This window comes from Bacillus toyonensis BCT-7112 (assembly GCF_000496285.1).
In the GTDB taxonomy this organism is placed as follows: Bacteria; Bacillota; Bacilli; order Bacillales; family Bacillaceae_G; genus Bacillus_A; species Bacillus_A toyonensis.
Genome location: NC_022781.1, coordinates 4,057,873 through 4,080,058, shown reverse-complemented (window position 1 = coordinate 4,080,058; position 22,186 = coordinate 4,057,873). Strand labels below are relative to the sequence as shown.

At 36.2% G+C, this 22,186-nt stretch carries 24 protein-coding genes and 1 pseudogene; 1 reads left to right on the top strand and 24 read right to left on the bottom strand.

Annotation, left to right across the window (positions count from 1 at the left end):
* Positions 1-13: 13 nt before the first annotated feature.
* Together dapB and BTOYO_RS20950 are read right to left on the bottom strand one after the other, a co-directional pair.
* Complete coding sequence (gene dapB / locus BTOYO_RS20955; RefSeq protein ID WP_000658815.1) at positions 14-814, bottom strand: dihydrodipicolinate reductase; 801 nt, start codon at positions 812-814, stop codon at positions 14-16.
* Positions 814-1,155: a nucleotide pyrophosphohydrolase gene (locus BTOYO_RS20950; protein WP_048559542.1), complete on the bottom strand. Its 342-nt coding sequence runs from the start codon at positions 1,153-1,155 to the stop codon at positions 814-816. Before BTOYO_RS20950 ends, dapB begins: the two co-directional genes overlap by 1 nt.
* Positions 1,156-1,425: 270 nt before the next feature.
* Here BTOYO_RS20950 and BTOYO_RS20945 point away from each other — a divergent pair, with 270 nt between their 5' ends.
* Complete coding sequence (locus tag BTOYO_RS20945) at positions 1,426-2,307, top strand: YitT family protein (protein ID WP_000204285.1); 882 nt, start codon at positions 1,426-1,428, stop codon at positions 2,305-2,307.
* 28 nt (positions 2,308-2,335) lie between these two features.
* On the opposite strand, the gene BTOYO_RS20940 is transcribed toward BTOYO_RS20945, so the two are convergent.
* The 22 genes and pseudogenes from BTOYO_RS20940 to BTOYO_RS20835 form a co-directional block, all read right to left on the bottom strand.
* Positions 2,336-2,977, bottom strand: a complete 642-nt coding sequence (locus BTOYO_RS20940) for a uracil-DNA glycosylase (protein WP_000456301.1) — start codon at positions 2,975-2,977, stop codon at positions 2,336-2,338.
* Positions 2,978-3,091: 114 nt separating this feature from the next.
* Positions 3,092-3,772 carry a zinc metallopeptidase gene (locus BTOYO_RS20935; protein WP_000499539.1) on the bottom strand — a complete coding sequence of 227 codons (681 nt, stop codon included), beginning with the start codon at positions 3,770-3,772 and terminating at the stop codon, positions 3,092-3,094.
* Between the two features lie 255 nt (positions 3,773-4,027).
* Positions 4,028-4,816: a sporulation protein YpjB gene (gene ypjB / locus BTOYO_RS20930; RefSeq protein WP_000831603.1), complete on the bottom strand. Its 789-nt coding sequence runs from the start codon at positions 4,814-4,816 to the stop codon at positions 4,028-4,030.
* Positions 4,817-4,923: 107 nt separating this feature from the next.
* A pseudogene (gene lit / locus BTOYO_RS20925) lies at positions 4,924-5,606 on the bottom strand (lipoprotein intramolecular transacylase Lit).
* Positions 5,607-5,631: 25 nt separating this feature from the next.
* Complete coding sequence (gene lhaT / locus BTOYO_RS20920; protein ID WP_000262816.1) at positions 5,632-6,222, bottom strand: lipoprotein heptaprenylglyceryl N-acetyltransferase LhaT; 591 nt, start codon at positions 6,220-6,222, stop codon at positions 5,632-5,634.
* 111 nt (positions 6,223-6,333) lie between these two features.
* Entirely contained in the window at positions 6,334-7,101 is a 768-nt protein-coding gene (qcrC, locus tag BTOYO_RS20915; RefSeq protein WP_000554601.1) for a menaquinol-cytochrome c reductase cytochrome b/c subunit, read from the bottom strand.
* Between the two features lie 43 nt (positions 7,102-7,144).
* The gene (gene qcrB, locus BTOYO_RS20910) at positions 7,145-7,819 is read right to left on the bottom strand and encodes a menaquinol-cytochrome c reductase cytochrome b subunit (RefSeq protein WP_000932700.1); all 675 of its coding nucleotides are present in this window, start codon (positions 7,817-7,819) and stop codon (positions 7,145-7,147) included.
* Complete coding sequence (gene qcrA, locus BTOYO_RS20905; RefSeq protein ID WP_001290419.1) at positions 7,820-8,332, bottom strand: menaquinol-cytochrome c reductase iron-sulfur subunit; 513 nt, start codon at positions 8,330-8,332, stop codon at positions 7,820-7,822.
* Positions 8,333-8,475: 143 nt separating this feature from the next.
* Positions 8,476-8,931: a YpiF family protein gene (locus BTOYO_RS20900; RefSeq protein WP_000871316.1), complete on the bottom strand. Its 456-nt coding sequence runs from the start codon at positions 8,929-8,931 to the stop codon at positions 8,476-8,478.
* Between the two features lie 154 nt (positions 8,932-9,085).
* Positions 9,086-9,622, bottom strand: coding sequence for a ReoY family proteolytic degradation factor (locus BTOYO_RS20895; RefSeq protein ID WP_001095919.1), 537 nt, complete (start codon positions 9,620-9,622; stop codon positions 9,086-9,088).
* A gap of 73 nt (positions 9,623-9,695) precedes the next feature.
* Entirely contained in the window at positions 9,696-10,958 is a 1,263-nt protein-coding gene (locus tag BTOYO_RS20890) for a tetratricopeptide repeat protein (RefSeq protein ID WP_001168690.1), read from the bottom strand.
* A 450-nt stretch (positions 10,959-11,408) separates the two neighbouring features.
* Positions 11,409-12,521, bottom strand: a complete 1,113-nt coding sequence (gene hisC / locus BTOYO_RS20885) for a histidinol-phosphate transaminase (protein ID WP_001264040.1) — start codon at positions 12,519-12,521, stop codon at positions 11,409-11,411.
* 134 nt (positions 12,522-12,655) lie between these two features.
* Positions 12,656-13,741 (bottom strand): 3-dehydroquinate synthase, encoded by a 1,086-nt coding sequence (gene aroB / locus BTOYO_RS20880; protein WP_000427689.1) that lies wholly within the window; start codon positions 13,739-13,741, stop codon positions 12,656-12,658.
* On the bottom strand, positions 13,741-14,913 hold the full coding sequence (gene aroC, locus BTOYO_RS20875) for a chorismate synthase (protein ID WP_001269353.1): 1,173 nt from the start codon (positions 14,911-14,913) through the stop codon (positions 13,741-13,743). The genes aroB and aroC overlap by 1 nt, the downstream gene beginning before the upstream one ends.
* Before the next feature lie 273 nt (positions 14,914-15,186).
* Complete coding sequence (gene ndk, locus BTOYO_RS20870) at positions 15,187-15,633, bottom strand: nucleoside-diphosphate kinase (RefSeq protein ID WP_000415890.1); 447 nt, start codon at positions 15,631-15,633, stop codon at positions 15,187-15,189.
* A gap of 124 nt (positions 15,634-15,757) precedes the next feature.
* A complete protein-coding gene (gene hepT, locus BTOYO_RS20865) occupies positions 15,758-16,720 on the bottom strand; it encodes a heptaprenyl diphosphate synthase component II (protein ID WP_000776088.1) in 963 nt (320 codons plus the stop codon).
* A gap of 31 nt (positions 16,721-16,751) precedes the next feature.
* Positions 16,752-17,465 carry a 2-heptaprenyl-1,4-naphthoquinone methyltransferase gene (gene menG, locus BTOYO_RS20860; protein ID WP_001187664.1) on the bottom strand — a complete coding sequence of 238 codons (714 nt, stop codon included), beginning with the start codon at positions 17,463-17,465 and terminating at the stop codon, positions 16,752-16,754.
* Between the two features lie 29 nt (positions 17,466-17,494).
* A complete protein-coding gene (locus BTOYO_RS20855) occupies positions 17,495-18,244 on the bottom strand; it encodes a heptaprenyl diphosphate synthase component 1 (RefSeq protein WP_000332836.1) in 750 nt (249 codons plus the stop codon).
* 183 nt (positions 18,245-18,427) lie between these two features.
* Positions 18,428-18,997, bottom strand: coding sequence for a GTP cyclohydrolase I FolE (gene folE, locus BTOYO_RS20850; protein WP_001151479.1), 570 nt, complete (start codon positions 18,995-18,997; stop codon positions 18,428-18,430).
* A 120-nt stretch (positions 18,998-19,117) separates the two neighbouring features.
* On the bottom strand, positions 19,118-19,390 hold the full coding sequence (locus BTOYO_RS20845) for an HU family DNA-binding protein (RefSeq protein WP_001043860.1): 273 nt from the start codon (positions 19,388-19,390) through the stop codon (positions 19,118-19,120).
* 298 nt (positions 19,391-19,688) lie between these two features.
* Positions 19,689-21,167 carry a stage IV sporulation protein A gene (gene spoIVA / locus BTOYO_RS20840; RefSeq protein ID WP_000416518.1) on the bottom strand — a complete coding sequence of 493 codons (1,479 nt, stop codon included), beginning with the start codon at positions 21,165-21,167 and terminating at the stop codon, positions 19,689-19,691.
* A 243-nt stretch (positions 21,168-21,410) separates the two neighbouring features.
* Positions 21,411-22,124 carry a hypothetical protein gene (locus tag BTOYO_RS20835; RefSeq protein ID WP_000719829.1) on the bottom strand — a complete coding sequence of 238 codons (714 nt, stop codon included), beginning with the start codon at positions 22,122-22,124 and terminating at the stop codon, positions 21,411-21,413.
* Between the last annotated feature and the right edge of the window lie 62 nt (positions 22,125-22,186).

Below are 22,186 nucleotides of genomic sequence, written 5' to 3'. Positions count from 1 at the left end.
CGTTGTCTCCCCTTTAGTCGATAATGTTTTCTAAACCGTACACAAGATGATCAATGTTCATTACTGTTTCAATTGATAGTTTTACACCTGACATAAATGATGCACGATTGAATGAATCATGGCGAACCGTTAACATTTGTCCATCCCCGCCGAACATTACTTCTTGGTGTGCAATAAGTCCTGGTAAACGTACACTATGAATGTGAATACCGTCTACATTAGCACCACGAGCACCTTCTAGTTGCTCTACTTCGTTTGGATGACCTTGCTGCTTTGATTCACGATTTTGACGAATTAATTCTACTGTTTTGACAGCTGTACCAGATGGTGCATCTAATTTTTGATCATGGTGTAATTCAATTACTTCAACGTCTTGGAAGTACTTCGCTGCCATTTGTGAAAATTTCATCATAAGAACTGCACCAATTGCAAAGTTTGGAGCGATAATTGTTCCTACTTTATTATCTTTTGCATTTTCTGTTAATTGCTTTAGTTCTTCTTCCGTAAATCCAGTTGTACCAATAACAGATCGAAGTCCACGTTCAACTGCAAGTGTCACATGTTTCTTTCCAACTTCTGGTGTTGTTAAATCTAATAATACATCTGCTTCCACTTCATCTAAACAAGTATGTAAATCTGCGTAAATCGGTGTATCTAACATCGGCATACCAGGTAAGTCTGAAATCTTTTCTCCACCGTGCTTATAGTCTACTGCTGCTACTAAATTGAAATGTTCTGTTCTTTCCATAAGAAGGACTGCTTCATGTCCCATACGTCCTCTTGGTCCAGCGATAATTACTTTAATTTCTTTCATTATTCTTTCTCTCCCTCATCAATGCGTGTCCAGCGATCTTTATCACGTGTATTAAATTTTTCCATTACAATGTTATGCGCTGTTTCTAAATCAATATTTAAACTATTTGCCATACAAATCATAACAAACAATACATCTCCAAGCTCTTCTTCAATACTACGTTCTGTTTCAGTTGTTTTCTTCGGTTTCTCACCGTAGTAATGGTTTACTTCCCTCGCAAGCTCTCCTATTTCTTCCGTTAAACGAGCCATCATTGCAAGCGGACTGAAATAACCTTCTTTAAACTGACCAATATATGCATCTACTTCTTTCTGCATATCTTTCATCGTTTTTGCTTCCATACTAATCACCTCTAATCCTTCCTCTTTCATGTTAGCCAATTCATCGCGATTTGACAAATATTATTCCCCGCCAAACACCTATTTGCGACCCTTTTTTGGATAGACTATAATGAAGTGAAACTTTCTTTTGCGGTTTTGGCAAAAGATCAGCTAAAATCAATTGTTTTTTTATAGCCTTCACTATTTTTATTAACAACTAGAAATTACTTATCATTATGTTTTACCGTTTCAGCGGAGCAATGCAATCTACATAATTAGGGGGATTTCTATATGACATCAAGTTTGAAGATTCGAAATATCATTTTCATTTTAATCGGTTCCGCTATTTTTTCTTTCGGTATTGTGAATATCAATATTGAAAATCACCTTGCAGAAGGCGGATTTACCGGTATTACACTATTATTGTATTTTCTATTTAAGTTTGACCCTTCTTATTCAAACTTAATTTTAAATATCCCTATATTTTTTATTGGTTGGAAGTTACTTGGAAGAACGACATTTATCTATACACTAATCGGCACATTCAGCGTATCTTTATTTCTATGGATTTTTCAGCGTTACGACGTTCTTAACTTACATTTAAACTTACAAAATGATATGACACTCGCGGCTTTATTCGCCGGGGCATTTATCGGTATCGGTCTTGGCATAATATTTAAATATGGGGGGACTACTGGCGGTGTAGATATTATCGCAAGACTCGCTCATAAATATGTTGGCTGGAGTATGGGGAAAACAATGTTTATGTTTGATGCTATCGTCATTATCGTCTCTATTCTTACCTATTTATCATACCGCGAAGGCATGTATACGTTAGTTGCTGTTTTTATCGGAGCGAAAGTCATTGACTTTATGCAAGAAGGAGCCTATGCGGCAAAAGGAGCAACTATTATCTCAGATAAAAACGATGAAATTGCTGCCCAAATTTTATCTGACATGGAGCGCGGAGCAACCTTTTTAAAAGCTGTTGGATCGTATACGAAAGTGGAACGGAACGTATTGTATTGCGTTGTCGCTAAAAATGAAATCGTGAAATTAAAAAATATTATTACTTCTGTAGATCCTCATGCCTTTGTTGCTGTAAGTGACGTACATGATGTAGTTGGTGAAGGTTTTACATTAGATGAAAATAAAAATCCGTTACATAATTAAATTCAACTAGAAAAGCTCTTTAGCTTTTCTAGTTTTTTATTACATATTTTTTCAGCTTCTCCCAATCCTCATAAATAAGCTCCAACAAACTCCGATTATAAAAAATAGAAGCTGGATGAAAGGTCGGAAAAATAGAATATTCTTTTTCTGTCCATACAAATTCTGTACAGCAACTATCTTTCAATTGTTGCACGGGTTGTTTTAACAATTCTCCATGAACATCTGTAATTTTATGATTTTTACCGACTAAACGCTGTAATGCAATATTACCAAGCGTAACGATAACAGGAGGGTCTATATGTTCCAACTCATAATCTAATAAAGGTGCATGAGCAAGTATTTCTCCTTGATTTGGTGTTCTATTATACTTTTTCTGTATTTTTTCGCCATTTCGTTCTTTTTTCTCTCGCCATTTATATGGCCTACTCCGGACCGCACTCGTAATATATACTTCTTCCCTTGTAACATGAATACGTTCTAAAAACTCCATTAAATGTTTTCCAGCTCTACCGCTAAACGGAATCCCATTATGAATTTCTGTTTCACCAGGTGCTTCACCAACGAGCATAATTTTTGGGTTTCCAGGGCCTTGTCCACTTAGAAAACCTTCTAGCTGATACGAAGTACTACGCTCTTTCACTTGCTTTACTATATGGTCTGGATATTCCATTATCTCCCCCCTCATCGTATGCTACTTAATGATGATTTCCCTACAATATTTCTTTCATTTTATCCTGTCCATTTATTACAGATAATAAAAAAAGACTATCAAAATTGATAGTCTTTAGTCGTCGCTACGCTGCATACCAGTATATATTAATACAAGACGTAATAATTCAAATACAGCTACAGCTGCAGCTGCTACATATGTTAATGCTGCCGCATTTAATACTTTACGAGCTTGGCCGTACTCATCTGTCGATACGATACCAAGTGCTTCAATTTGTTGCATTGCGCGTTTTGATGCATCAAACTCAACTGGTAATGTAACAAGTTGAAAAACAACACCTGCTGCCATCAAAATAATTCCTAGCAACAATAAACCAGACATTTGTGCAAACACACCAATTAAGACGAAAACCCAAGACATATTCGAGCCAAAATTAGCAACTGGCACTAATGAATGACGAACACGCATGAAATTATAATCTTTTGCATCTTGAATCGCATGCCCTACTTCGTGTGCTGCTACTGCTGTACCAGCAACTGAATGGCCATAGTAGTTATCTGTTGATAATCGAACTGTTTTGGCAGTTGGATCATAATGGTCTGATAAATGACCTGGCGTTTCTTCTACAGCTACGTTGTATAATCCGTTTTCATCTAAAATTTTCCGAGCCACTTCTGCTCCTGTCATACCTGATGTTGAATAAACTTGTGAATACTTGCTATAGGCACTACGTACTTTTGACTGTGCATACAACGGTATGATCAAAATGATCGCGAAGTAAATTAAATAAAACATCATGAACCTCCATTGAAGTTTTAATTATAGTACTTCTCATTCTATTTTTTTCTGCCACCATTGTCAATGAATAAACCTTACAATCCGTATCTTTATTTATCCCGCTATTTGTAGACAGTTAGACTCCCACCTCAAAATTCTGCTGGAGCAAAGAACTTAAGCGGTATATCCACTGCCCGTAAACGCCCGATTGATGAGGGCTAATAATCAATGAGGTATGAACCTCCCCACTGATTAAAGTTTCACTTTATCGCATTATCTATTTTTAGAATGTACATTACTTTTTCTTTTCTCTCGCTCACCTTTATACTTTCTCCATCCAACATAAGTTAATGTGAATAAAATAAGTCCTCCAGTAATTGTCATAAACCAAATGAGAGAGGGGGCAATTTCATCTTTTTTTACTGTGTGAAATATCTTTTGCAAATCTCCTTTAATGATTCCTAATTGCATTTGCCCACCTTTCGTTTTTAACATAACGTTACGAAATTCATCCAAATAAGATAAATGAGCATTTACACGTTGCACCTCGTTTTCTGGCAAAGCAATCATTAGGCTTGGGTAAATAATATTAAATTCATTTAAGAATGTATTTAACGTTTGCTGAAACTGTCCAGTATCTTCTTTTTTCATCGCTTTTTCCATTTGAGAAAAAGCATCCATTACTTTCCCTTCTCTTTCCATCCAAAGCGGTTGATATTTCGATACTTGCGCATCAACAGCAAGTTGTAATGCTATCACATTATCAATTTTAACTTGCTTACCTAAATCTTCTTCCGAGAGAGATTGTTTCGCTTTGTCGTAAGCTAAAGAAATGACTCTAATTTGATCTGGTGTTACTTCTTGCTTCTTTTCATTCCCCTTCACTAAAAACTGCTCCGAGAAATATTGTAATACTTGTACTGCTTTTTCATCTTCATTACGCTTCACTAACTGTAACGAGTCGTCTAGCAATCCCGTTAGTTCACTCCACTCTTCAGCATATATACGTAACGGAAACATTATAATTAGAAATGCTATCAATCCAATTAATGTTCTCTTCATCCCGGTCCCCCCTATAACTACTAGTACAAAATATGTGGAATTGGACAAGAATAGAACAGAACTGCCCCGAAAAATATATTATCGTTTTACAAACAAAAAAATTCTCTTTAAGCAGAGAATTTTTCCTTTGAAATCCTTTTCTTTTTTACGAAATATCTATACAAGCTGTAACAAAGTATACTACCACCTAAAATGAATAATAAAATAGCACACGCCGCATGCATAAAAAATTCTTCTGGTAGCATTAAAATAATCGGATCCGATTCAATATCAAACATCCAATAATCGTTACTGAATAACAGCTTATGGAATAATACAAAACTCTTTTCAAAATTAATAGCGATTGGCAACACCAGTGCTATCGGAAATATAATTGTTACAATCGATCCATGCAGTAAAAATTTTTCGTTTTTCTTTTTAATAAATAAACGCCGCCTATCACTACAATCATAATTGTCGCATACATCACATATTGAATCTTTACTATAATATTTTTAACATCTACAAAATGAATACGACCATTTGTAGACATATCTAATGTCGGTAAATGTAATGCTCCGTCATAAAACGGAGATAAATATGTAATTAGCACATCATAATTTCTCTTAATTTCATCTTTTGTCATATCCGCTAAATCTGGAATGTTTAAAAAATCAATTTCAAAATAATACAGCCATTTTCCATATATAACTGCCATTGTTGCAAGTGCAAAAATAGAAAATGCTATGCTATATGAAACAACTAACGTAATCAATCGATCCAATATTTTTCCACTCTTACTTCTCTTCATTTTCTCCCCCTAAATGTTCACACCATCATAAAGAAAACTGTTTTCGGCGCTCACGTAAGCAATAATAGTATGTGATGCACAGTACGACAATACTTAACCAAAATGTAAAATAACCAATTTTCTCTACAAACAAATGCATAATTCCGTATCTCGGCATTTGCCAAAATAAATAATCAATTGCGTCATTATGTAATGTCCATATACCTGCTACTACAAAATGCCATTTTTTTATACGGTAAAACGGAGCATATAACACTCCCTGCACTGCCATTGCAAAATGCGATAGCATTAACATATACCCCATCAGGCCAATAGGACCTTTCACATAAATCATAACCCCATTTACAACAACAGCCCATATACCATATTTTATTAAAGTTACAATTGCCAGCGCCTCTATTAATCCCCAGTTTCGCTTTACCAAGAAAGCAATTAAAACAAAGACAAAAAAGAGAGTCGCCATAGGACTATCTGGTACAAACGGCCAAAATATAGGTGACGTTTCTTTTAATTGATTTCCATACCATATAAATCCGTAAATTGTACCTAGTATGTTAACAATCAATAAAAATAATAATACTGAGCGTTGTCTTAACATTGCATACAAGTAAACCAAGCTGTATGTCCAACACCTTTCATTCTTTCCTCAAACTCTACTCTATTATATAGTAAACTTTCTGTCATCAAAATAAAAAGCTGACCACAAAATTTGTAGTCAGCTTTTCTATTATTTTTTATTATACTTTGCAACGAATTCCGAAAGCTTTTTCAGTTCTTCATCCGTACCTTTAAATACACCTTTAGGCATGGAACCTTTTCCATCTTTCGCAATTTTAGCGATTTCTTCAGGTTTTAAAGTTAAGTTCTGCAAAGCTGGTGCTGCCGCCCCGCCTTGTAAATTATCACCATGACACGTTAAACAAGTATTTTTTTGCATTAACTTGTAGCCGTCATCATTTTTATCAACTGGTGCTGTTTTTACAATTGCACCTTGTTTCTTTGCGGCTTCCCAGTCGTGGTGTGCTACAGATTCCCAAGTTAAAAAGATAATCGATGCAATTGCTAAAAGCATAAATCCAGTTGCTACAGGACGCTTCAACGGGCGTCTTTCTGGACCTCGATCGAGAAATGGAGCTAACAGTAATGCTCCAAACGCAATCCCTGGCATAATAAACGCTCCAATTACAGTAAATGAACCAGAAGCATAAGAATACTTTAGTAACTGATACAAAAATAAGAAATACCAATCTGGAAGTGGTATATATCCGGCATCTGTCGGATCCGCCATTCTCTCAAGCGGTGACGGATGTGCCACTGTTAAACATAAATAACCGATTAAAAAAACTGCACCAACCATCCATTCCTTTAACAAGAAGTTCGGCCAAAATGCTTCTGTTTTTCCTGGGTATTCAGAATAATCTTTTGGAATATTTGGTTTCCGAGCTACTGGTACTCGAGAATCTCCTACAAATTTCATTCCTTTGCCGCGATGCATAATCTCCCTCCTTTAGTTCTTTCCCCTTTAATTTAGCAATCTCTTATAGTGGACCGGAAATACCTTGTTTGCGAATCATGATGAAGTGGAAGGCCATTAAACCTAGAAGTGCTGCTGGTAAGAAGAAGACATGAATAGCAAAGAAGCGAGTTAATGTTTGAGCGCCAACAATTTCGGAATGACCAGCGAGTAATGTTTTAATATAAGGACCAATGAGCGGCGTTTGCTCTGCGATTTGAATCCCTACTTTCGTAGCAAATAACGCTTTCATATCCCACGGTAATAAATATCCGGTAAAACCAAGACCTAACATAACAAAGAAAATAAGAACACCAACAATCCAGTTTAACTCACGAGGTTTTTTATACGCACCTTGGAAGAAAACTCTGAGTGTATGTAAAAACATCATTACAATTACGAGACTAGCACCCCAGTGGTGCATGCCACGAACAATTTGCCCGTACGCAACTTCATTTTGTAAATAGTAAACAGATTCCCACGCATTTTTAATATCAGGCACATAATACATCGTCAAAAACATTCCAGATAAAATTTGAATTACAGTAACGAAAAAGGTAAGTCCTCCAAAGCAATAAACGAATGCAGAAAAGTGATGTGCCGGGTTTACATGTTCAGGTACTTCATGATCAGCGATATCGCGCCATATCGGTGTAATATCTAAACGTTCATCTACCCAATCATAAATTTTATTTAGCATCTACTTTGCACCCCCTTTTGGCTTCGCTTTCCCTAAATACAGCGTTCCATCTTTCACTTTAGACTCGTACACATCAAGCGGAGCAAGTGGCGGTGTGCCTTTAATGTTCATACCATCTTTTGTATAACGTCCTCCGTGACACGGGCAAAAGAATTGATTCGGATGTGCTTTGTCCGAATTCCAGTTCACTGTACACCCTAAATGTTTACACACTGGAGAAAATGCAACGATGTCTCCGCTTTCATCTTTATGCACCCAAGCAGATTTTGGCTCTTCAGACTTGTACCATCCGTCAACCTGTTTCACCTTAAAGTCGAAACGCTTCGGCTCTGTTGTAATATCCTTTACTTGCGCAACAGCAACCATATCTGTTCCCGCTTCTTTTCTTAACACCGGATCAAGCGCAAATCGCGTCATCGGCATTAAAATACCCGCTGCCATAAAGCCTCCTACTCCTGTAAGTGTGTAATTTAAAAACTGTCTTCTTGACACACGATGTTCTTTCTCGCTCACGAAAATTTCCCCCCTCTATCAGAAATTGTCCCCTCGTGAAAAATAATATAAAAAATAAATACTAGGACACTATCATGATATAATACCCTCATGCACAGGTCAATATCATACTACTCATAATAATAAGAACTTTCTGTTTATTGCTATTTTCCCCATTTTTCTTCTAACATTACCATTATATTTTTTATATGAGCGTGAATGACTTCTCTCTTCGCTTGATCACTAAATTGTTCTAACGCTAATGAGGGTAACCAAAATAAATCCCCCTGTAACTCTTGCATATCTTCTTTCCATGAAAAATCACTTGTAACATAAGCAATATGTTTAAAGCCTTGACTTTGTAAATGATCTGTCCATTCTTGCAAACGAGCTTTTTCATTCTTTTGACTTTCTACTAAATACGTAAATGCAGGTAGTAAAAGCACTCTTCCTTTATATTCTCTTTCCAACTCCATACTCAACAATTCAATAAATTCACCTTGTTCTACTACCGTTTTCATTTCTTTTGCTGCTGAAATTGACAAAAGAGGTATTACCCCTGTATCTACATACTCCCTTGCTTGCTCAAACTGTTCCACGTCTTTTACAATCCATTTCACATTTCTTCCCTCCCTCCAGCTAAAATGACAGAACTTTCACTTTATATATATTAAACCATACTAAAAGGGGTAAAAAAAGAAAAACTACCCAAGATAGGTAGTTTTTCTTAAAAAAAGTCCGAAATTTGTAAAAATTCAATAATTCAAATAAATCCTATAAAGTCTTTAACTCCGCCGTTAACCTATGAAACGCTTCCTTATCTTGCTTATCCAACGCTTCATCAATTTGTTTCAAAAGACGTTCTCTTCTAAATGAAAATACACTCTCTTCTAAAAATCTCTCTGCAAGTAAACGATCTTTTTCATTTACTTCAATATGCTTTGGTAAATATGGATTGTCTTCTAATACAGCTACATAGTTTGCGTTTTGGAACGATGATTTAAAGTTGAGTTGAATATAAATATCCTCATCTCGATTTAAACGAATATCATGAAACGATTTTTCAGCATCTGTTGTCATAACATTTTGTTTAAAAAAGTGAAACGGTGTGTCTTTCACGCAATTTGCTGACATCACTAAGCCACGCGGACAATATTTTGCATGCTCTACGAAGTGGACTTTATGCATTAATTGGTCGTGACTCATTAAATAATTCAAAATCCATACACATTCACGCTGTTTCAGTTGGTAATTATTCAAAAACCATTTCACAAAATCCTTCTTCTCGTTTACAGAAACAGGGGTATTCATAGCAATTAAGTCCCTCCTCTGTCTTTCTCTTTTCTTTTTAGATTCAAGAAGCGGCATTCAGTTTCCTTCCAACTTATGAAAAATCCTCTAAATTATATAACAATTCTTCAATATGAATTTGTGTCGGGTCTAGTTGTAATAACTGAGTAAACACTTCTTTGGCCTCTTTTCGCATTCCTTCTTCCAATAAGAAATAACCGTACTCTTCCAAGAAGTCTGGATGATTCTTAAAAGAAGTATATGCACTTTCATAGTGCTTTAATGCATCCGAATACATTTCTAATTGTTTTTTTGCAAACGCAAGATCCCAAAGTAGTTGTGTATCTGGCTCTCCGCTATCAATAGCACGCTCTACAACTGTGATTAACTCTTCATACTTTTCTTGTCCTTTTAAAATATATGCATATTTTAATATTGCACCTAAATGTCCTGGATCTAACTCAAGCGCTTTTTGAAGCACTTCCTCTGCCTCTGCTACTTTTCCTAATTTAGCTGCAATGCTCGCTAATTCTACATAAAACGGAACAGCAAGCTCATCTACTTTAATTCCTTCTTGAAGTGTTTCATAGCTTTCTTGCAGCATTCCTTCTTTTTCATAGCTTTTCGCTAAATACATGTATAGTGATGCGTACTCAGGATCTAATTCTTTTAGTTCTTGCCAAGCACCAATTGCTCTTTGATATTCTTCTCCTTGATATAATGTGAAAGCATATCCAAATAAGGAGTGAATATCTTTTTGCTCCTCTAAGCCTGCTTCATAGTAAGAGATCGCTTCTTCCCAGTTTCCAATTGCACTTAACGTTTCTGCGAGACGAAGTGCAATGACAACACCCCCCATTACTTTATGTTCCGCTAATAGCGACTCGTAATAAGTAATTGCCTTTTGTTCTTCACCTTTACTACTATATAATTCTGCTAATCCAAACGTAATAACAGGTTCGTCAGGCATCAATTCTTTCGCCTTTAATAGTTTTTGCTCTGCTACATCATCAAAACCTTGCATTTGGAATAAATCTGCAACAAGCAATAACGATTGAACATATAAATCATCATTTTCTGGAATATCATGAAGTACTTCAATCGCTTCATCTTCTTTATCTAAATCAATATATAATTCTGCTAAAAATACCGTAAATTCACTCTCTTCCGGATATAGCAAGCGTAAATCTTCTGTTATTACTAGCGCCTCATCCGTAAACCCAAGTGTATGATAGTAGCGAGCGATATCATACTTCTCTTCATCATTCGCAACTTGTAATTGTTCTTTTAATAATTGTAATCCTTTTTCCGCTTCACCATTTTCAATATATGACACAGCTTGTTCAAACTTTTGCATAAACGTCTCCTTTAATTCTAAAAAATATTCTCTTCTGTTCATTTATCCCGCTATTAACGGGCAGTCAGACCCCCACCTCAAAATTCAGCTAAGGCAAAGAAGTTAGTTTGGGGATCAACTGCCCATAAAAGCCCGATTGGTTCAACTAATAATTAGCGGGGGATAAACATCCCCCACTGATTAAAGTTTCACTTTATCATAAGCAACGCACTGTTATAACGCAACCTTTAGAATGGGCATGCTCCTTCTTGTACTTTTTCTTATAGCGTAGCTACTTGTTCAAAAAGTTCGGATGTGACACCGATCCCTCACTACTTTCTATTGTACCGTTTTCTTTCATGACCGTGCAAATAACTTCCCTTATTAATTATGAAGCAACACCAACCAAGCTTTTAGGAGCTGTTCATGCGGGATAAAAAAGACTCCTATAAAAGGAGCCTTCACAATTTCTTAAGAATAGGTTTCTTCTTTCTTAACTTGCTCATTTACAAGCTCTTTCAGTAATTCTATAATTTCATCATTTTCTTCTTTCAATCCGACGGTAATACGAATGCCATCATGTATTCCAAATGCAGCACCAGAACGAACAATATATCCTTTCTTCATTAATCGTTCGAAAGCTTCATTACCAGAAATACCAAGTTTTAAGAAAATGAAATTTGTTTGAGACGGATAATAGAATACGTTATATTCCTTACAAAATGCATAGTATTGATTTAACCCTTCAGCATTTTTTTGCACACAGTCTTGTAAAAATGTTTGATCTTCTAATGCAGCTATTGCTACAGCTTGGGCTACAGTCGATGTATTGAACGGTAACCTTGCTACTTCCAACTGCCCGATTAACTTCGCATCACCAATCGCATATCCAATTCGAAAAGCAGCTAAGCCATATGCTTTTGAAAATGTACGTAATACCATAAGATTTTCATATTTTTCAAGAAGTGGCAATGTTTGCGGATAGTCTTTTGCTTCCGCATATTCATAATATGCTTCATCCATAATAACGAGCGCTGACTTAGGTACTGATTCTAAAAATGAAAGTAATTTTTGTTTCTCTACATATGTACCTGTCGGGTTATTCGGATTACAAATCCACACAATCTTCGTTTTATCATCTACTTGTTGTAACATTGCATCTAAATCGTGAATGCCATCTTTAAGTGATACTTCACGAACTTCTGCCCCTTCAATAACAGCATGGTGATGGTATTGCGAGAATGTGGGATTCGCCATTACAACATTTGTTCCTTCATGTAGTAAGGCACGGCTAATCATTTGAATAACTTCATCTAACCCACTACCAAATAACAGTTGTTCCGCTTTTACACCTAAATGATCAGCTACTTTTGTCCGAAGTTCAAAAGCATATCCATCTGGATAAAGAGCGTATTGACTCACTAATGATGTTAACGCTTCTGTCACATTCGTAGAACAACCGAATGGATTTTCGTTCGATGCTAATTTCACAATTTTTGATAATCCATATTCTCTTTTTACTTCTTCAATATTTTTCCCAGGTACATATGCTCTCAAAGTTAACAATTGCTCTTTCACTCTCATTTTTCTTCCCCCAGTCATTTTATTGAATTCGATTACAGTAAGGGATTATAATCCCTTACTGTAATCTTTTATCATAACCGTCACTATTACGAAAACACCTCTAAATAAGCACTTCATAACTGTTCCCTATATTTTTAAGCCATATCCTTTTGAAATGCTTCTAACGCAATATGAACAGTCTCATCAGGAATAGATACGACGTTCACCACCCCATATTCCTGCATAAGTACCATATGAATTGTTCCAGCATTTGCTTTCTTATCTTGTTTCATCAGTTGAACGAGGCGCTCTACATTCAAATCGCTTGGCATTTTTGGATAGCCGTATTGCAAGAACCACTGCTTTATCTCTTCATAAGCAAGATCAACTTTATACACTTGCTCACTTAAAAATAAAGCAAATAACATCCCAACTGCTACTCCGTCACCGTGGGTAATATTTCCATATCCAATCTCTTTTTCAAGAGCATGCCCTAGCGTATGTCCAAAGTTCAAATGAGCACGTACACCTTTTTCTGTTTCATCTTGCGATACAATATTTGCTTTTACAGGAATCGCCTTCATTAATATGTGAATTAACTTCTCATCACGAAGATCCGCCAATGTTTGCACTTCTTCTTTTAACCAATGATACAGTTCAACATCACCAATCAAAGCATGTTTTATCACTTCTGCAAAACCTGAACGCCATTCTTTTTCAGGAAGAGAGTATAAAAATGGTGTATGATATACAACCGCTTCTGGCTGATGGAATGCACCAATCATATTCTTCCCTAACGGATGGTTAATTGCTACTTTCCCGCCTACTGCACTATCGTGAGCTAATAAAGTCGTTGGAACTTGGACAAAGCGAATGCCACGCATAAACGACGCAGCAACAAAACCAGCCAAATCTCCAATCATTCCGCCTCCAAGTGCGATAATTAAAGAATTTCTATCTAATTTATTTTCAAGAGCTGACGTATGAGCCGCATAGAAATTTTCAAAAGACTTCTCTTTTTCACCACTCGGTACAACGAATGAAAATACTTCTTGCTCTACTTGCAATGCATTCACAACTGTCTGTAAATGTAAAGATGCAACAACTTCATCTGAAATGATCATTACGTTAGATACAACTGGCTGCATATTTTGAACAAATGTTGTCAAATGTAATAATGCCTCTTTCCCAACATGTACATCATATTCTTTTGATTTCGTTTGAATATGTATGTTTTCCATTAAAATCCCCTCGCATATTCATTATGTTTCTCCATATTTTCACGAATAAGATCCATACGATCTAATCCAAATTGTTCTATTAAAGCAGTCGCTAATTCCCAAGCCACAACAGCTTCTGCAACGACACTAGCTGCTGGTACAGCACAACTATCTGAACGTTCAATGCTTGCTGTAAAAGGTTCTTTCGTATCAATATCCACACTTTGAAGAGGTTTATATAGTGTAGGTATCGGTTTCATCACACCGCGTACAACAATTGGCATTCCAGTCGTCATACCGCCTTCTAATCCACCTGCATGATTCGTTCTTCGTGTATATCCACGTGCTTCATTCCACAGAATTTCATCATGAACTTCACTTCCGGGTCTATGCGCTGCTTCAAAACCAATTCCAATCTCAACACCTTTAAAGGCATTAATGCTCATAATCGCGGCTGCTAATTTCGCATCCAGTTTTCGATCATAATGCACATAACTTCCTACTCCAATTGGCATTCCTTCCACAATTACTTCAACGATGCCACCGATTGAATCACCATTTGCTTTCGCATCATCAATTGCTTTTATCATTTGGTTGCCAGCTTCTTCATCTAAACAACGTACAGGTGATGCTTCTGTAATACTTTTTAATTCTTCAATTGAACGATACGTAATCTCCTTAGCTTGTACACCGCCAATTTCAATTACATGGCCTGCCACTGTAATACCAAGTTCCGCTAACACTTTTTTAGCAACCGCACCAGCAGCAACACGCACTGTCGTTTCGCGTGCTGAAGAACGTTCAAGTACATTTCTCATATCTCTATGACCATATTTAATCGCACCATTTAAATCAGCATGTCCAGGTCTTGGTTTTGTTACTTTCCTCTTCATTTCTTTTTCTTCTTGTTCCGTTAACGACTCTGCACCCATAATTTTTGTCCAGTGTGCAAAATCACGATTTTCAACAACAAGTGCAATTGGAGAACCTAATGTCTCTCCATGTCTAACACCACTTGCAATTTGCACTTGATCTGTTTCAATTTGCATGCGTCTACCACGCCCATATCCCTTTTGCCTTCTAGCTAACTCTTCATTTATATCATCCGCTACTAAAGGCAGTCCTGCTGGAATACCTTCTATAATCGTTGTAAGTTGTGGACCATGAGATTCACCAGCTGTAATATATCGCATACGTTATTCCTCTTTTCGTATATGTATTTATCTCGCTATATTAAGCAATGATATTATCTTTCATTACTCTAAAAATATGAAAGAAATTATATGATTGATCAGCCATTCGCTTATTCTCCGATAGGCCTTTTACTTTACATATCAATATATCATAACCGCTCTAACTTCGTAACTAATCCAAATAAAAAAAGTGCAAGAAGAATACCCCTATTCTTCTTGCACTTTTTACTATTATCACAGTGATTAAAGCGTTTACAAATTATTTCAAAATAATTAGTAAATCCATTCATTCATTAATTTTGAGTAGTCTACCAATTCTTCTTCTTTAAAGAAAATAGCAATCTCGCGCTCTGCGCTTTCTAAAGAATCAGAACCGTGGATAATGTTTTTCGCAACAGTTACACCGAAATCTCCACGAATTGTTCCAGGAGCCGCTTCATGTGGTCTTGTTTTACCCATCATATTACGAGCTGTATCTACTACACCTTCACCTTGCCATACCATTGCAAATACAGGTCCAGATGTAATAAAGTCTACTAATTCACCAAAGAAAGGTTTTTCCTTATGCTCACCGTAGTGTTGTCCAGCAATTTCCGGAGTGACTTGCATTAATTTTGCACCAACTAATTGAAAGCCCTTTTTCTCAAAACGAGCTACAATTTCCCCAATGAAGGCACGTTGTACACCGTCTGGTTTTACCATTAGAAATGTTTTTTCCATAAAAAATCTCTCCACTTCTGAATTATGTATGTAATTGTATATCCCCACACACATATTAACACCCTTATCACAATTGTGCAATAGTTTTGAAATAGAGAGATTATTTTATTTTTTAGAATAAACACTAAAATTTTCGTTTTCCAATATACTTTGCAACATTTTGTAATGCATACTTTGCTTGCCCACGTGGGAGTGGTTTTATTATTTCCAATGCTTTATGTAAATAACGTTCGCTAAACGCAAATGCTTGATCAATAGCTGTACTATTTTTTACAGCATCAATAATTTCTTTCATTTCACTTGCTGTTGTATTTTCATGTACAGAAGTGATTTTCTTGCGGAGTATTGGATCTTCCATCGCATATAAAGCAGGCAGCGTAATATTTCCTTGTAGTAAGTCACCACCAGCAGGTTTTCCAAGTTTCTCTTCTGTTGAAACGAAATCTAAAATGTCATCAATAATTTGATAAGACATTCCTACGAAATACCCATACCAAAACAAACGATTTACCATATCACGATTAGCACCAGCAGCAATCGCCCCTAGCTGACAACTCGCAGCAATTAATAATGCTGTTTTTCGCTTTATCCTTCTTAAATACGTTCGTAAATTTTGGTCATAGTTATATTTATCTTTAATTTGTTCAATTTCACCTTTACATACTTCTAAAATTGTATGCGACAGTGCCTGATGCGCCTCTGGAATTTCGATATTTGTTACACATTCAAGAGACTTAGCAAACAGATAGTCTCCTGTATACATTGCAATACGATCTCCCCATTTCGCATTCACAGTCGCACTACCGCGTCGTAAAAACGCTGCATCAATAACGTCATCGTGAACGAGAGAAGCCATATGAATAAGTTCCAACGCAACAGCGACGTGCTTAATTGCGTCTAACTTATAATCCCCGAATTTCCCTGCAAGCAACACGAATACAGGACGAATTCGCTTCCCACCAGCTTCAATGAGTTGTAATGCCGCCTCTTCTACTAATGGCTGTTCAGAAGCAACTGTCTTTTTTAATTCTTTTTCTATTACATTAATATCCGATCGTAAAAAAGAGTACATAAGTTGTAACTTCATATTGTTCACCTTAACCTAAAACTTCTTTTTTCTATTTTGATTCTGGTTTCATACCTAAATGCATCGCTGCTACTCCAAAAGTAAATGGTTTCACTTGTACACGTTCAAGTCCAGCTTCCTCAAACATTTGAGCCAATTCTTTCATCCCTGGGAATGTACTAGCGGATTCTTGAAGCCATGAATATTCTTTATAGCTTTTCGCAAACATCTTTCCAAATAACGGCATGATATATTTAAAGTATAAAATATACCCTTGTCGAAAACCAATCATTGTTGGTTGCGATGTTTCTAGGCAGATTACTTTACCACCTGGTTTTACTACACGTGTCATTTCTTTTAATACGTGTAAATAATCTGGTACGTTACGCAAACCAAATCCAATCGTTACATAATCAAATGTATGATCTTCAAATGGAAGTTCCATTGCATTTCCATGTAGAAGTTCTACTTGTTTTAATTGTAACGCCTCTACCTTTTGTTTACCGACAGATAACATGTTTTCACTGAAGTCTAGGCCAACAACCTTCCCCTGCTCACCTACAGCTCCTGCTAGCGCAATTGTCCAATCCGCTGTCCCGCAGCACACATCAAGCGCTTTACTGCCAGGTTTTACATCCATAATACGCATCGTCTCTTTACGCCATGCTTTATGTCTTTGAAAACTAATTACAGAATTCATCACATCGTATTTATCTGAAATTTTCTCAAATACATCATGTACTCTTTCTTCTTTTGATTGTTGCATGCTCGTACCTTCTTCCAATGTAAAATTGCTTATGTCTTCGATTTATCTCTTAACACAGAATTTATTTCACTTATGTCTGTGTGATCTTCTAAAAATTGATCTTCTTTCTTTCGTAATTCCATCATCCATTCATTAATAACTGTTTCTGCATCAGCTTTATCCCCTAAAGCCTCTTGCACTGCTTGAAAAACAGGTGAATGTTGTTTATCAGCATACAGTTGACATTCTTTTTGGAGACGATTTTTCCCTAATACATACGTTATAAATGGTTTCCAATGTGATAAATGGAAATGATCACATGTTTTTTGAAGGAGCGCAGATTCAATCGTTACTACACTCTCCATTATGTTATCCATCTTGTCATGCGCTTTTTGGTATAGCATAATTTTATGTTCATTAATCTCTTTAATTCCTTCAGCAAGCGCGCGAATTAAAACAATATCACGATTCATAGACAATAAGTAATAATATAGCCCACTATAGTAATCACCTGCAAGTACTGTTAACTGGCGGCGTTTATGCGATTCAATCGCTTCTTCCCCCGCTTTGTTTGATACTCTTTCATGTGTATCAAGCGCAATTTGCACAAGCATAATCGTTACTACATAATGCTCAATTTGTTCTATATGTAAATTTTCACTTTTTAAAGCTCCATATAACAATGCTATTTTCTCTTCATCAATACATGGTTCTTCAATATAGTTTATGAAATAAGGATGGCGTAATTTCTCCATCAATTTCTCTTTTATACCCGCATACCCTCCGTAGATGTCACACACAAAAAATCACCCTTGTTTTCTAATTCATAAAACTTATTATAACACATACATTCTATTTTCTATAACCAAAACTTGGCTACACCTTCCATTGATGTAAGCAATCTTTCTATTCTCACTCTGCCCAACTAACACTATATCATTTATTTACTTGTAAAAAAAAGAAAAGCAGTTTCCCGCTTTTCTTTACTTCGTTTTAATAAAAGATAAAATTTCACTACGCGCTGCAGCATCATTTTCAAGCACACCACGTACTGCCGTCGTTATCGTTTTCGCACCTGGTTTTTTCACACCACGCATCGTCATACACATATGTTCTGCTTCTACTACTACCATTACACCATGCGGCTCTAGTACTTCCATGATAGAATTAGCCACTGTTGATGTAATACGTTCTTGTAGTTGTGGACGACGTGCAATTGTATCTACAGTACGAGCTAATTTACTTAACCCCGTCACCTTTCCGCCTTGCGGAATATATGCAACGTGAGCAACTCCATAGAATGGAACTAGATGATGCTCACACATCGAATAAAATGGTATATCTTTTACTAGTACAAGCTCTTCGTGATCTTCTCCGAATACTTTATGCAAATGCTCTTTTGGATCTTCATGCATCCCCGAGAACACTTCTGCGTACATTTTTGCAACGCGCTTCGGTGTATCAAGTACTCCCTCACGATTTGGGTCATCTCCGATTGCCTCTAAAATAAGGCGTACTGCGTGTTCAATTTGTTCTAAATTAACTTTTGCCATCCGCTAGCCCTCCCGAAAACCTAAAAGTGATACGAACACATTCTAGCATATTTATGTTTTTAAAAGCAAAAAGAAGAGTTCCCAAAAAGGAAACTCTTCTTCCCTGTTAATATGTAAGGATTATTTAACCGCATCTTTTAACGCTTTACCAGGTTTGAATGCAGGTACTTTACTTGCAGCGATTTCAATCTCCTCACCTGTTTGTGGGTTACGACCTTTACGAGCCGCACGCTCACGAACTTCGAAGTTACCGAATCCGATCAATTGTACTTTATCACCTTGTTTTAAAGCTTCTAAGATAGAATCAAAAACAGCGTCTACTGCTTTTGTTGCGTCCTTTTTAGAAAGGGAACTTGCTTCTGCAACAGCATTGATTAAATCTGTCTTGTTCATGCCATTCACCTCCTCCCAAAGATAAGACTGTATAATGATCATAAAATGAGTCTTACTTTCATTTGTAGGCAATTTTTACAAATTCTATACTACAAAGATGTAGATAAATCATTATCAACGCCTATATTATACGATTCTCCTTTATAATTCAATATTTTTAAGGAAATTGTTACTCTTAAAATGTGAAAATCTGATGAAACTTGACAATTTACAACAATGTATTAGATAATGACTGTTTATTTTTCTATTCCATACGTAAAAAATAAAAAAATCCCTCTACAATGAGAGGGATTTTTTCTTATAATATAATCGCAATTAATCCGCCAGATCCTTCATTAATAATTCTTTCTAGTGTTTCTTTTAATTTATATCTAGCATTTTCTGGCATTAAAGATAGTTTTGCTTGAATTCCTTCTCGAACAATAGAGCTAAGCGAACGTCCGAATATATCGGAATTCCAAATTGATAATGGATCATCTTCAAAATCTTGCATTAAATAACGAACTAATTCTTCACTTTGCTTTTCAGTACCAATAATCGGCTCAAACGTCGATTCAACATCTACTTTAATCATATGAATAGATGGAGCTACCGCTTTTAATTTCACACCAAACCTTGAACCGTGACGTATGATTTCCGGCTCATCTAAGCTCATATCAGCTAGTGCAGGTGCTGCTACACCATATCCTGTTTGCTTTACCATACGCAGGGCATCCGCCACTTGATCATATTCTATTTTCGCATGAGATAAGTCGAGCATAAGCTTCAGTAAATGATCTTTCCCTCGAATTTCTACCCCTACTACTTCTTTTAAAATTTGATCGTACAATTCATCTGGCGCATATAAATCAATCTCTGCCACACCTTGCCCCATATCAATGCCAGCTAGACTTGCCCGATCAATAAATTCATATTGACTAAACTGCCAAACGACACGGTCCACATCACGAAGACGTTTTATATCCTTCACAGTCTCTTGAACTGCTTCTTGATAACTTTTGCGTAACCAATGCCCTTCATTTAGCACCATTACCCAACTAGGAAGGTTTACATTCACCTCTAATACTGGGAACTCAAATAACGCTTCTCGAAGTACATTATATACATCTGTTTCTCTTAAACTCTCTACACTCATCGCAATTACTGGTATATCATATTCTTCAGATAAACTTTGGCGTAATTGCTCTGTATCCGGATGATACGGCTGTACAGTATTGATAATCATAATGAAAGGCTTTCCAACTTCTTTTAACTCATTTACAACGCGTTCTTCTGCCTCTATATAATCTCTTCTTGGTATTTCGCCAATCGTTCCATCCGTTGTAATTACAACACCAATTGTTGAATGTTCTTGAATTACTTTGCGCGTGCCGATTTCTGCAGCTTCATGGAATGGAATAGGCTCTTCATACCAAGGAGTATTAATCATACGCGGGCCATTCTCATCTTCATAGCCTTTTGCTCCTGGAACCGTATATCCAACACAATCTACTAATCGAATATTTACTTCAAGTCCTTCATCTACTTCGATAGAAACCGCTTGGTTTGGAACAAACTTCGGTTCCGTCGTCATGATTGTACGACCAGCAGCACTTTGAGGCAGTTCATCCTGCGCTCTTTGGCGGTCAGATTCATTCTCAATGTTCGGAATAACAACAAGTTCCATAAATTTTTTAATGAATGTTGATTTCCCTGTTCGAACAGCTCCTACAACTCCAAAATAAATATCACCGCCTGTGCGTTCCGCAATATCTTTAAAAATATCTACCTTTTCCAAGTGATTCCCTCCCTCAAAATTTTTGGGAATAATTCCGCGTATATAGTCAACTAATACCTTCTCTAACGTTGCCTATAATATCTGATATAATATAATGGTATTCTAGAAGTTCGGACAATATATCAAATAATTTTGTCCAATTTCATATGACTATTTAAAAAATACTTTTTGTTTGCATCACAAGTTGTATAACATAAAAAACCTTTCTTCTAGAACTTATTCGCTAAAAGAAAGGTTCATGACTTATGATTTAAAAAAAATTGGTTCTCCGTCCTTCACCGTATACGGTAAAGAATATGCGGGAACAAATGGGGAGTCTTTCGATAGTATATTTCGAATATCTTCCCCTTCCTTAAATTGCCCTTCATTTTTTTTCAACACTTCATATAAGTCGATTCTGTAGTCAACAAATACTTCTCCTTTTTCATTGATTACAAAAGGAAGTCCTTTACCAGAATACGGACTTGTCACTTGCGGTACATCTTTATATCCTAGTTTTTTGTAATCCAATTCATATACCCCGTCTGAAATTACTTTTTTAAACGGTGGATATCTATGTTCATCACGGTACATCCTTAGTTTTAATGATAATTCCTGAATTTGTTCAACCATCCTTATATCAATTAACTTTACGGTCGGATTTGTTTCAACATCTATTAATACGTATTGGTATACCCCTCCACTTTCATACGCATTCCCTGGTGCTTCTTGTATGTAGCGCGGAGCAATTTTTTGAAAATCGATTGGATACTTTTGATAAATAGGTGTACTCATATCACGCGTTTTAATTGGCAATATCCCACCATTTTGTTCCTTATATGTCGTAATAGCTTTTTGAACAACTTGTAACTGATCTTCATAAGGAACAGCATTTTGTTTCATATTTTCTTTCGGATACATACACCCTGTTAAAACGCTGATGCAACAAAATATTAAAATAATATGGATTTTTTTCACTAACAATCACCTTTTCACGCTAGTATAACTTACTCCTTATGTAACATTTTGAGATACACTCC